We start from the raw sequence: 12,052 nt of genomic DNA on the forward strand, positions 1-12,052 counted from the left end.
ATGGGGTTGCGCCTCTCATTTCTCTTACCGACTTAACGGAATTAATCCATGAGCAAGAAGTACGACGCTGGCGTCAAGGAGTACAGGGACACTTACTGGACTCCCGATTACGTTCCCCTAGACACCGACCTGCTGGCCTGCTTTAAATGCACCGGCCAAGATGGTGTCCCCAAAGAAGAAGTTGCAGCTGCTGTTGCCGCTGAATCTTCAACTGGTACCTGGTCCACTGTGTGGTCCGAGCTCCTCACCGATCTCGACTTTTACAAAGGGCGTTGCTACCGCATCGAAGACGTTCCTGGTGACAAGGAAGCTTTCTATGCCTTCATCGCTTACCCCCTCGACTTGTTCGAAGAGGGTTCAATCACCAACGTTCTGACCTCCCTGGTCGGCAACGTGTTCGGATTCAAAGCTCTGCGCCACCTGCGTCTGGAAGATATTCGCTTCCCGATTGCGTTCATCAAGTGCTGCGCAGGTCCGCCAAACGGTATTGCCGTTGAGCGTGACCGGATGAATAAGTACGGCCGCCCTCTTCTGGGTTGCACCATCAAGCCAAAGCTTGGCTTGAGCGGTAAGAACTACGGCCGTGTTGTCTATGAATGCCTTCGCGGCGGTCTGGACTTCACCAAAGACGACGAGAACATCAACTCTCAGCCTTTCCAGCGCTGGCAGAACCGCTTCGAATTCGTTGCGGAAGCCATCAAGATTGCTGAACAGGAAACGGGCGAGCGCAAGGGTCACTACCTCAACGTGACTGCTAACACTCCCGAAGAGATGTATGAGCGCGCTGAGTTCGCTAAAGAACTCAATCAGCCGATCATCATGCACGACTTCATTACTGGTGGCTTCACAGCCAACACCGGTTTGTCGAAGTGGTGCCGCGCGAACGGCATGTTGCTGCACATTCACCGTGCCATGCACGCTGTGATTGACCGTCACCCCAAGCACGGCATTCACTTCCGCGTTCTCGCTAAGTGTTTGCGTTTGTCAGGTGGTGACCAACTCCACACCGGCACCGTGGTCGGCAAGTTGGAAGGTGATCGTCAGACCACCCTCGGCTATATCGACCAACTCCGCGAATCCTTCGTTCCTGAAGATCGCAGCCGCGGCAACTTCTTCGATCAGGACTGGGGTTCCATGCCTGGTGTGTTCGCCGTTGCTTCCGGCGGTATCCACGTGTGGCACATGCCAGCACTGGTTGCCATCTTCGGAGACGACTCCGTCCTTCAGTTTGGTGGTGGTACCCACGGTCACCCCTGGGGCTCCGCAGCTGGTGCTGCTGCCAACCGTGTGGCCCTCGAGGCCTGCGTCAAGGCACGCAACGCGGGTCGTGAGATCGAGAAAGAAAGCCGCGACATCCTTATGGAAGCCGGTAAGCACAGCCCTGAGCTGGCCATCGCTCTCGAGACCTGGAAGGAGATCAAGTTTGAGTTCGACACCGTCGACAAGCTCGACGTTCAGTGATCGGTGCAAGGGGTGACTTGTTCACCCCTTAACCGAACCTCGATATGACTCCGGCCGGAAACATTTGATCCGGCCAAAACATTTTTCTAAAGCGTGATCCCCATGCCTTTTCAGAGCACCGTGGGTGACTACCAAACAGTCGCCACCCTGGAGACATTCGGCTTCCTTCCGCCGATGACCCAGGACGAGATCTATGACCAGATCGCTTACATCATTGCCCAAGGTTGGAGCCCGCTCGTTGAGCACGTCCATCCTTCCAATTCCATGGCCACTTACTGGTCTTATTGGAAGCTCCCGTTCTTCGGTGAGAAGGATCTCAACGTTGTTGTGAGTGAACTCGAGGCTTGCCATCGTGCATACCCCGACCATCACGTTCGCATCGTTGGTTACGACGCCTACACCCAGGGCCAAGGTTCCTGCTTCGTGGTTTTCGAAGGACGCTGATCTTTCGGCTTCACGATTTCGAGCCCTGGCTTGATCAGGGCTCAACTTTTCCTGTAGGGACTTGCTCCCTTCAACTCACGACGACATTCTCGGGCGGACATGGCAAGACTTTCTAGTCGCGAACTAGCACTCGAGCGCCGTAAGGCTCTCACGACTGCTGGCAAAAAGGCATCCGTTGCTGTTTCAGCAGGTGCGAATCGCGTTCGGTCGGCCGACGATGCCCGTAAGACGCGCACCAACGCAGATCCAATTGCGGCAGCTCCTTCTCAAGCCGCAACCCCCGTCGCTACTCAGCGACCAAAACATCAATCACTGACCGCTTCTTCCAGTTCCCATCGTTCTCGGGTGAAGCCTGTCAGTCACCCAAGTCGTGAGCTCGTGGTGGCTCGCAGAGAAGCCCTTTCACGTCGTGGGAAATCAGCAGACACCACCAAAGATAGAAATCGAGCTGAGGTCGCTCGCAAAACAGCGACAACAACATCCACAACAGCCCCCTCAATCAGTAAGAAAGATTGCGGTTGTGGAGGGAGTGCTGTAGCTGAAACACCAACTCGGTTGAGTCGTCAGGCCGTATCTGTTGACCTCTCAACCAAGGGTTCCTCCCGCCGCAGCAAGGCTCCAAAGCGACGTGCCATCGATAATCCCAGCCGCGCGCTCGTGTTAGCCCGTCGTGAAGCGATGTCTAAACATGGGAAGACAGCCGGTAAACAACCCACAAGCGCTGCTGCGGTAGCCCGTCAGGCGAATCCTGATCTCACCAGCCGGGAGCTGGCTCAGCAAGTGCGTGAGCTGCGTGCGAAGTCCGGAGCTCGTAGCAAGCAAAGCGCCGGAGTGACGCGTCCAACAGGCCCGAATCGGAACGGATCCAAGCAAGCCGCCTCCGCTGATGCTCACTGGAAGGTCGGTGAGTCAGAGACCACTGGAGGCCAGACCGTGACCGGTACTCAGGCGAATCGTTCTGTCAAGACGACGGGCAACGAAGCCAGCACGTGTCGTTCGATTACTGGCACTGAATATCTCGGTGCTGAGGTGTTCCAGACCTTCTGTCAAAGCGCTCCAACACCAACGACCCCTGCCAAGGTTCGTGTGTCTGCCACCACCCATGGCAATCGGGTTACAGGTAACGAAGTTGGCCGCTCGGAGAAAGTGACTGGGGATGAGCCCGGCACCTGCAAAAGCGTGACAGGTACTGAATACATCTCGGCGAATCAAAGCGCTGCCTATTGCGGTGGCACGACCCCATCACCTCGGAAAGTTGGCCACAGCCAAAGCCAAAAGGGCAGACCCATTAGTGGTGTCATGGTTGGCCAGTCCTCCAATGTCACTGGTAACGAGGCCGGTGCAAACCGCAGCCTGACGGGTGATCAATATCTTGGGTCTGAGCCTCTGCCCGAAGGACGCCCAGCCACCAAGGTTGGTTTATCCGAAACTCTGTCTGGTACAGGTGTTACTGGCACTCTTGTTGGCCGGTCATCGGCGGTAACTGGCGATGAATTTGGTTCTTGCCACCGTGTCACTGGCAATCAGTACCTGAGTTCTGAACAGTTCTCTACTTTCTGTGGTTCCAAGCAAGAAGCAGAAGCTCCCAAAGTTGGTTTCAGCGTCACCAACCGCAACCTTGTAGTGAGTGGAACCCAGACTGGACGGTCGGAGCGTGTAACAGGAGACGAACCCGGTACGTGCAAAGCCGTGACGGGGACTCCCTACGCAGGTCTCGAGCAAGCCGGCAATTACTGCGGAAACTCAGCGGTTCAGGCGATCCGCGAACGGACTCCTGTCCGCCCCGGGACACCTTCCTCCCCAATGACAGGCCTGCAACCAGGGATTGGAGGGGTGATGACAGGCGGCGAACGCGGCGCTTGTGAAGCTGTAACAGGTACGCCTTATATCGGTGCCGATCAGCTCTCATCTGCTTGTGGTGCTGCGGCACCTCTAGGAACAGAGACGCATGGCCAATCGCCAGAAGGGTCGAGCTGGACTCGATTCAGCGTTGTTTCTCCTGCTCGGGCTGCGCAGCAACAGCGTGAGATCAGCAAAGGTGTTACTGGCACGGCTTATGAAGACAGCAGCCGTATAACAGGCCCTTTTGATTTGGCCGGTGGCAAAATCACCGGCACGGAACAATTCCGATTCGATAATCGCGAATTTCAGGAGCGTCACAGCCAAAGCAAAGGCCAGCGTCAATTTCAACCCACCACCCCTGAGGTTGAAGTCGCTGTGCAGGAACCAGCCTCCCGGGTCACCGGAGAAGGCTCTTCCACAAAAGTTACAGGTGACGACTGGGATCGGGGCGAGCATGTGACGGGCACGGAAGGCGTCTCCGCGCGTCGTCGTAATCCAAGCCGCTCCGGTGGGAGAGAAGCTATGCCTCCGTTCGAACGAAAGCGCAATGAGCAGTCTGAATGGCCTGAAAGTCGTGTGACGGGTTCCAGTGGCAGTACCTCAAAGGGTTCACTGATTACCGTCTCCGGCGGAGCGCGGGGCTGATCGCCTGATGGTCCGCTCTGTGCCCTCCCGCGGAGGGCGACCTCTGTCTCCCTCCGCACCTACACGACGTCAGCTGCAACAAGAGAGAGCTGAGTCTTCGGCTTCCTCTGAGCCCAAGCAAGCTGATTCCAATTCGCTTTCAGCCCGTGCGGCCTCCCTTGAAAGACGGAGAGCGCTGACAACATCGGGTAAGGCAGCTGTTTTGGCTCAAGGCACGCTAAGTGCCGGTCGCGTCAGGACAAGCCAAGACAGCAGGCGTTCGGTGCCGCAACAGCCCGGCTGGGTGCGTCGCGATCAAAAGTCGTCAAGTGCAATGTCGAGCAGTTCGAATCGCTCAAGGTCTAATCGTCCAACATCCAATCGTCCAATATCCAACCGTTCAATATCTAATCCTCCAGGCTCTAAACGCCTGCATCCTTTAACCGATTCGGTTGCTAACGACCATTTACGGGGTTACGAGCTGGAAGTTAAAGGGCGCTTCGAAAGAATTGTTCCTGTTCTCCAAAAGATTTCAGCGCTTCAGCATCACGCTGACTTTATCGATCAGGCACAGCTACTAGCCTGTCGTGAACTTGGTTTTGATCTACCCAAGCACATTCTTGAGCGTGCTTGGGTACGTCCATTAGATATGAGAGCGCTTTATGCATGGTGCGTTTTTGAGTCGCACCGTGTTTTTAGTGATTGCTTTTTTCAGAACGATCCTCTCGCGGCCTCTTCAGGGAGTGAAGCGGCAAAGACGTTTGAGCGCTTCCTTCTTGATTGCGGTTTCCATCTCCTCGATGTGACACCTTGTGCGGATGGTCGGTTAGCTCATTCCATTGCTTACGCCTTACGGATTCCGTTCAGTTCAGTGCGTCGCCGGAGCCATGCCGGAGCCATGTTTGATGTTGAAAATACCGTCAACCGATGGGTCAAAACAGAACATCGGCGTTATCGCGAGTCCATACCTAACGCTGTCAGCCAAGACACCCGTTATCTCAAGGTTGTGACCTATCACTTCAGCTCCTTGGATCCAAGCCATCAGGGCTGTGCTGCCCATGGAAGTGATGACAAATTGGCTGCCTCCGCTGGATATCAGAGACTGCTTGATTTCCGACAAGCTGTTGAAAATAGCTTTTGTTGTGGTGCTTCCGTTGATTTGTTATTGATTGGACTCGATACTGATACCGATGCAATCAGGGTTCATCCACCCGCAAGCGATAGTTCAACTCAGTTGGATCGTTGGGTGTCAGCTCAAGATCTGTATGAGGCAACGTCAACGATGTCTCCCGATCAAGCATTGATTCAAATCGCTGAAGCTGTTGAATCTGGTGCCCCTGGGACGATGGACTCGGGAATGGTGTCTTTATTGACTCGCTTATTGGCCAATAATATTTCTCAGATTGATTATGTATCTGAGCTTCATGGTGGTCCCTATCCAGATGCTGGGCATGCGGAACGTTTTATTGGTGTAGGAATCGGTTTTAAAGAAGTTCATTTACGAAATCTCACTTATTTTGCCCACCTAGACACCGTCGAAGAAGGCGCTCCAGATTTGGACGTTGGAGTGAAAATTTTCAAAGGTCTAAATGTTTTGCATGATCTGCCTATCCCCGTTGTAATCCGTTTTGATTATTCCAGTTCAGTCCCTGGTGCGCGAGAACGAGCTATTTCAGATTGTCAGCGAGTGGATTCGGCTATTGCGAATCGATACTCAGATCTCGTTGGTGATGGTTTAATTCATACCTGTTTAACCATCCGAGATCGAAGTCAAACTTCTCCAGCAGAAGTTGTAGGGTCCACACTCGATCCAGATGTTCAGGAGGCTCACTGATCATGCTTATCGTCAAGGTTATTAAGCCACTGGTTTCTACCAATCGCATTCCTGATTTCGAACATAAGCACCTTCAGGTTGTTCTAGACGGCAGCACCCAAAAGGTTGCCGTTGATGCTGTTGGCGCGAAGCCAGGTGATTGGGTGATTTGTGTCAGTAGCTCTGCCGCTAGGGAAGCAGCAGGAAGTAAGTCGTATCCAAGCGATCTCACCATTGTTGGGATCATTGACCATTGGGATCCCGATCCACCGAAGCCATCGTCTTCATTGAAGGAGGCGAAGAGCTAGTGGAAATCATGCAGGTGATGGGGACTCTTGTCTGTACCTTCCGCGTCGGAGGTTTGGACCATATGCACCTGCGAATCCTTAAAAACAACAAGGGCAAACAACTCGTTGCTGTTGATCCTGTTGGCGCTCGAGAAGGCAATTGGGTGTTTACCGCTAGTGGTTCTGCCGCACGACATGCCTGTCCTGACAACACGGTGCTCACAGATCTCACCATCGGTGGAATCATCGACCACTGGATGCCAGATGGATAACTAATTCACGTTCTGCTCTCCGTCCCACCTCAACCCAATCCATCCAATGGCCACCCCTACACCCCGTCGTCGTTCCAGCGCCGACTCCGCCGCATCAACCCCAACGAATAAAGCCGCTACCCCCACTTCAGCCGCAGCGAAAGCCACCGTTGATGTGAAGCCTGTCGAGAGCGCTTCTGCTCCTGCATCGAGCTCCCCTGCTCGCAGTACCTCTCGAGGCACACCACCAAGCGGAGGCAGTGGCAAAGGGTCCTCCATTAAGGCTTCTGCGAACCCTTCTCCGAGGCGACCGTTTGGTATTGCCCTTGGCATGATTGAGACCCGAGGCATGGTGCCAGCGATTGAGGCCGCTGATGCAATGACGAAAGCTGCAGAGGTGCAGCTGATCAGTCGCGAATTCGTCGGTGGTGGATACGTCACCGTGATGGTGCGTGGAGAGACCGGAGCGGTGAATGCTGCCGTGCGCGCAGGAGCTGATGCCTGTGAACGGGTTGGAGACGGACTTGTTGCTGCTCACATCATTGCTCGTCCTCACGATGAAGTGGAACCAGCTCTCTCCTGTACGAACGTGACGCGGCGGATGTGAGCAATGCGTCACCTCTGTTCAACTCCGTTTAGATTCCCGGCCCAACACTCCTCTCAACGGCGCAACCGCCCCGTTTCTCTTGATTTCAGCTGCAACGCTGCCTCTGCAAACCGCCTGGTTGATCCCGCTCTATGGGTTCGCCGGAATGTTGGTTTCACTGCCTTGGGCTTTGGGGGTCTTTCGTCGTGATTCCCATCGCCCTGCGGCGTACCTAAACATCCTGCTCACATTGCTTGCTTTCATCCATGGAAGCCTTGTGTTGCGCGACGTTATGGCAGGTGGACCCACCCTTCTGACGTTTCCATGGCTCAACGTGGCTGATCTCAATCTTGAGATCAGCTTCAGCCTCTCTCTCACCAATGTGTCTGCTCTTGAGCTAATCACCGGTTTGAGCTTTTTCTCTCAGTTGTATTCCCTTGGCTATCTCGATAAGGAGTGGGCGTTAGCCAGGTTCTTTGCATTGCTGGGCTTCTTCGAGGGGGCGATGTCGGGGGTTGTTCTGAGCGACTCCTTGTTCCAGAGCTATTTCCTGCTGGAAATGCTCACGCTATCGACCTACCTCTTGGTGGGGTTTTGGTACGCCCAACCCCTCGTGGTGACTGCAGCAAGGGATGCATTCCTCACCAAGCGCGTTGGTGATGTGATGCTCTTGATGGGGATGGTTGCCCTAGCAACGTGGTCGGGTGTGACCAGCTTTGACGACCTCTATGCCTGGTCTGCTGCAGACACAATCAGTCCACTAGCTGCAACATTGCTCGGGCTAGGTTTGATTGCTGGACCAACGGGTAAGTGCGCCCAATTCCCAATGCATCTCTGGCTTGATGAAGCCATGGAAGGTCCTAACCCAGCCTCGATTCTTCGGAACTCTGTGGTTGTGACCTGCGGTGCTCTTGTTTTGCTCAAGGTGATGCCTCTGCTGCAGAACGCGCCCGTCACACTCGTCGTTCTCCAGGTGATTGGAACGATTAGTGCGATTGGGGGGTCTCTGGTCTCGATTGCTCAGGTGGACATCAAACGCACGCTGTCGTATTCCACAACTGCTTATCTAGGGCTTGTTTTTATTGCTATTTCCTTGCAGGTGCCCGTGCTGGCCCTGCTGCTCCTATTCGCCCACGCCGTTTCCAAGGCGTTGCTTTCGATGAGTGTGGGTGGAGTGATCGCGTCCACAAATTGTCAGGACATCACTGAGCTGGGTGGCCTTGGCGGAAGGATGCCTGCCACCACGGGTTCATACCTGGTGGGGAGTGCTGGGCTGGTGGGTCTTCTTCCCCTCGGAGGATTTCTTTGCCTCGCGCAGGCCGTTGAGCTGGTGGGAGCTCGCTCAGTGATTTTTGTACCGGTGTTTCTGCTCACCAATGCGCTAACAGCTCTCAATCTCACCAGGATTTATCGCCAGGTGTTTCTTGGACGCTCCTTAACCAAGACCCGTCGAGCTGCGGAGGTGAATTGGCAGATGGCCTTCCCGATGGTGGCCCTTGCCGTGATCGTTGTCTTAACCCCGCTCCTATTGATTCGTCTGGAGTCTCTGGATGGTTTGCTTGCTTTCCCTCTTTGGGCAGGTGGAGTCGTCGTTGGCAGCGGACTGACCGGGCTGTTGGTGGGAGCGTTCATTCCCCTCAATAAAGCCTGGTCACGCTCCCTCAATCCAGTGCTGCGTTGGTTCCAGGACCTGCTTGAAAATGATTTTTATACAGAAAGGTTCTATCGGGTGACGATTGTGAATGTCGTGGCCTTGTTCTCAAAGCTTGCTTACAGCTTTGACCGCAATGTTGTGGATGGAGTCCTCCATGGTCTCGCTCGATTTTCACTTCAGAGTGCTGAAGGCCTGAAGTTGAGTATTAGCGGTCGAAGTCAAAGCTATCTATTAACCGTCATCGCGGCCATTGTCTTGCTTTTGTCATCCCTGAGCTGGTGGTTGAACTGAATTAATGATGATTCTCTCTCTGCTACTGATTATTCCTTTCTTGGGGGCCCTCTTGTTGTCCCTTTGGCCTGAGGGATCCTCTTCAGCACATTTAAGACGTCTCACCCTGGTGATTCTTTCGGTTCAATGCCTTGCAAGCTTCGCAGTCTTTTTCTGGTTTGATCCGAGCAACCCTGGCTTGCAGCTTCAGGAACGCTTGTCATGGCTTCCTAGCGTTGGCCTTGATTATTCCCTTGCGGTCGATGGAATCTCCCTTCCGCTTGTTTTGATGAATGCGGTTCTCTGCCTTGTGGCAGCATTAGCATCGCGAAAGATCGAGAACCGACCAAGAATTTATTTTGCTCTTTTATTGATTATTAGTGGAGCTGTGAATGGGGCCTTTTTGGCTCAGAATCTTTTACTCTTTTTCATTTTTTATGAGCTTGAACTCATTCCATTGTGGCTGTTAATTGCGATTTGGGGTGGTGCTAATCGAGCCTATGCCTCAACGAAGTTTCTGATTGTTACCGCAGTTTCTGGGGTTTTGATTTTGGGAGCATTCCTTGGGATTGCTCTCGTCACTGGAAGTGTTGACTTTGGCATTCGTCCCATTTTGTCTGGAGAGATGGGGCTGACGTCGCAGCTTCTCTTGATGGGGGCCTTGTTGATTGGCTTTGGGATCAAGATCCCTCTCTTTCCATTTCACACCTGGCTTCCCGATGCTCACACCGAAGCCTCCACGCCCGTGTCGGTTCTCCTCGCTGGCGTTCTCCTCAAGCTTGGGACCTATGGGTTGTTGCGATTTTGCTTGGGTCTCTTCCCTGAAGCCTGGGAGGTTGCGGCCCCCTGGCTGGCCCTTTGGGCAGCCATTTCTGTGCTGTACGGCTCATTAGCTGCGATCGCGCAATCAGACATGAAGCGGATGGTGGCCTACAGCTCTGTTGGACATATGGGGTACGTCTTGCTCGCGGCTGCCGCGGCAACACCATTGGGTTTGATCGGTGCGCTCTTCCAAATGGTGAGCCACGGCTTGATTTCAGCGATTCTTTTCCTTGCCGTGGGTGTTGTTTATGAACGAACGGGTACAAGAGATCTGAACGTTCTTCGTGGACTTCTTAACCCCCAGCGAGGCTTACCCCTAACAGGAACGCTGATGATCGTGGGTGTGATGGCCAGTGCTGGAATCCCAGGGATGGCGGGCTTTATTTCTGAATTTCTCGTTTTCAGGGGAAGTCTTCAGCCATTCCCCATTGCCACCTTGCTGTGCATGGTGGGATCAGGTTTGACCGCTGTGTATTTCCTGTTGCTTGTGAACAGAGCCTTCTTTGGACGCTTGGCCATTGCTGCAGGCAGCGTCTCCAATCCCACCATTCTTTCGATCGTGCCGCTCCATGAGCAGCTTCCGGCGATCGCGCTGTCTTTTCTGGTTCTGCTCCTTGGTCTAGCGCCTGATCTCTTGGTCGGGATGAGTCAGGCGGCCACAACCGGTCTCAGCGAATTATCGCTCTTACCCATCACAGGAGGACTTTCATGACTGCTACCAAGATCACTGATGTCCCAACGCTTCCAACCCTCCCTGATCGTGAAGAGCTGGTTCGTCGTTTGCTCTCTGACCAACCGTTATTGGCCGATACACCCGACCATCTCCTACAGATTGTCAATGTTCTCGATAGCTACGGGATCGTTCTTGATGCCTACAGCAAGAACCTGGTGAATCAGGGTGAAACTCAGTTGCTGAATCCATTCCCCGTGATGCGATTCTTTCACGAAGGTTTCAGCGTGGAGCGCTTATGGCAGCACCTTCGCGGCGATCGCATCAACTTTGAATATGCCGAATATTGCCAAAAAGCAATGTTTTGGCACGGAACAGGAGGAATGGATGCGTATTTCGATTCAGAGCCTTTTCTCGAGGCTTGTCAGAAGATCATTGCATTGCGTAGTCGCCGGGATCCATTGTTGGCATTGGTGCATCGGCTCTATCCAGGTTTTGCTCCTGAGGCCATCCGATCGATGGCCACCATTTATGCCCTTGGTCTGTTTTGGCGGGTGATGAGTGACCTGTTCCTTGACCTTTCTCGCCGATATCGCAATGGTGAAATTGTGTCTGTTAATGATGCTGTTCATCACATCAGAGATGGTTTAGTCGCAGCCGCTGGTAACCCAATGACTTATAAAGTCACGCTTGGGAACGAAGACGTATGGGTTTTACCACCAGAGGCCGGACTGACATTTTTGGTTGATGTGGCTGTGCCCTATGTGGAAGCTGTCTTTTTTAGGGGAATGCCCTTCCTGGGCACCGTGTCTTATAACGCTCAGGCTCGACAGATTTCAGCTGATATTGGCGATTTCAAGTATGGAGCTCTGTATGCAGATCCAATTCCCAGCATGGGAGCAGGTATCCCTCCAAGTTTGTGCATGCAAGATATGTACAGAAACCTTCCAGAGGAGTTAAGTGATTGGTATGTATCGCATGGCAGAGGCATGCACGATGTTCATGTCCAGATCTGCATCAGTTTTCAAAAATCGATGTTTTGTGTCACGAATGGTGCGATCTCAGGCACGATGCCCCATCCCCTTGACACGACAGATCCTGACCAGCAACAAGCCAATCGTGCTTATGCCGAATCCTGGTCTGAGCGGTTGATGGGATGTCAGCGAGGAGCTCTACTCTAATCCTTGCTGTAAAAACTAGCCTGTTTTGAACATCTTCTGAATCAAGGAGATTCTTTTTTCAGTCTTTGCCTCTTCTTTTACTTTTGCTTAAAAATTTAGCCTCGCTGGAACATGTGCATCTGTTTTGCTGTTGGCAAGCCGATGATG

The 12,052-nt window shown here is 53.4% G+C and carries 10 protein-coding genes; all 10 read left to right on the forward strand.

The window, feature by feature from the left end:
• Positions 1-48: 48 nt before the first annotated feature.
• Positions 49-1,461 (forward strand): form I ribulose bisphosphate carboxylase large subunit, encoded by a 1,413-nt coding sequence (locus DXY38_RS10230; protein WP_115071555.1) that lies wholly within the window; start codon positions 49-51, stop codon positions 1,459-1,461.
• A gap of 102 nt (positions 1,462-1,563) precedes the next feature.
• Complete coding sequence (locus tag DXY38_RS10235; protein ID WP_006853347.1) at positions 1,564-1,905, forward strand: ribulose bisphosphate carboxylase small subunit; 342 nt, start codon at positions 1,564-1,566, stop codon at positions 1,903-1,905.
• 99 nt (positions 1,906-2,004) lie between these two features.
• The gene (locus tag DXY38_RS10240; RefSeq protein WP_115071556.1) at positions 2,005-4,392 is read left to right on the forward strand and encodes a CsoS2 family carboxysome shell protein; all 2,388 of its coding nucleotides are present in this window, start codon (positions 2,005-2,007) and stop codon (positions 4,390-4,392) included.
• A 7-nt stretch (positions 4,393-4,399) separates the two neighbouring features.
• Complete coding sequence (locus DXY38_RS10245) at positions 4,400-6,205, forward strand: carboxysome shell carbonic anhydrase (protein ID WP_115071557.1); 1,806 nt, start codon at positions 4,400-4,402, stop codon at positions 6,203-6,205.
• A gap of 2 nt (positions 6,206-6,207) precedes the next feature.
• Positions 6,208-6,492 carry a carboxysome peptide A gene (locus DXY38_RS10250; protein WP_115071558.1) on the forward strand — a complete coding sequence of 95 codons (285 nt, stop codon included), beginning with the start codon at positions 6,208-6,210 and terminating at the stop codon, positions 6,490-6,492.
• A complete protein-coding gene (locus DXY38_RS10255; RefSeq protein ID WP_115071559.1) occupies positions 6,492-6,743 on the forward strand; it encodes a carboxysome peptide B in 252 nt (83 codons plus the stop codon). The genes DXY38_RS10250 and DXY38_RS10255 overlap by 1 nt, the downstream gene beginning before the upstream one ends.
• Positions 6,744-6,789: 46 nt before the next feature.
• Positions 6,790-7,329 (forward strand): BMC domain-containing protein, encoded by a 540-nt coding sequence (locus DXY38_RS14145; protein WP_115071560.1) that lies wholly within the window; start codon positions 6,790-6,792, stop codon positions 7,327-7,329.
• Positions 7,330-7,408: 79 nt separating this feature from the next.
• A complete protein-coding gene (locus tag DXY38_RS10265; protein WP_115071561.1) occupies positions 7,409-9,253 on the forward strand; it encodes an NAD(P)H-quinone oxidoreductase subunit F in 1,845 nt (614 codons plus the stop codon).
• Positions 9,254-9,260: 7 nt separating this feature from the next.
• The gene (locus tag DXY38_RS10270) at positions 9,261-10,766 is read left to right on the forward strand and encodes an NADH-quinone oxidoreductase subunit M (protein WP_115071634.1); all 1,506 of its coding nucleotides are present in this window, start codon (positions 9,261-9,263) and stop codon (positions 10,764-10,766) included.
• Complete coding sequence (locus DXY38_RS10275) at positions 10,763-11,905, forward strand: CO2 hydration protein (protein WP_115071562.1); 1,143 nt, start codon at positions 10,763-10,765, stop codon at positions 11,903-11,905. The genes DXY38_RS10270 and DXY38_RS10275 overlap by 4 nt, the downstream gene beginning before the upstream one ends.
• Positions 11,906-12,052 lie beyond the last annotated feature (147 nt).

Origin of the sequence: Synechococcus sp. UW179B (assembly GCF_900474245.1) — a bacterium.
Classification (GTDB): Bacteria; Cyanobacteriota; Cyanobacteriia; order PCC-6307; family Cyanobiaceae; genus Synechococcus_C.

What these genes read in the sequence shown, in the direction of transcription:
- DXY38_RS10230 (WP_115071555.1), top strand. Translation starts at nt 49, where the DNA reads ATGAGCAAGAAGTACGACGCTGGCGTCAAGGAGTACAGGGACACTTAC.
- DXY38_RS10235 (WP_006853347.1), top strand. Translation starts at nt 1,564, where the DNA reads ATGCCTTTTCAGAGCACCGTGGGTGACTACCAAACAGTCGCCACCCTG.
- DXY38_RS10240 (WP_115071556.1), top strand. Translation starts at nt 2,005, where the DNA reads ATGGCAAGACTTTCTAGTCGCGAACTAGCACTCGAGCGCCGTAAGGCT.
- DXY38_RS10245 (WP_115071557.1), top strand. Translation starts at nt 4,400, where the DNA reads ATGGTCCGCTCTGTGCCCTCCCGCGGAGGGCGACCTCTGTCTCCCTCC.
- DXY38_RS10250 (WP_115071558.1), top strand. Translation starts at nt 6,208, where the DNA reads ATGCTTATCGTCAAGGTTATTAAGCCACTGGTTTCTACCAATCGCATT.
- DXY38_RS14145 (WP_115071560.1), top strand. Translation starts at nt 6,790, where the DNA reads ATGGCCACCCCTACACCCCGTCGTCGTTCCAGCGCCGACTCCGCCGCA.
- DXY38_RS10270 (WP_115071634.1), top strand. Translation starts at nt 9,261, where the DNA reads ATGATTCTCTCTCTGCTACTGATTATTCCTTTCTTGGGGGCCCTCTTG.
- DXY38_RS10275 (WP_115071562.1), top strand. Translation starts at nt 10,763, where the DNA reads ATGACTGCTACCAAGATCACTGATGTCCCAACGCTTCCAACCCTCCCT.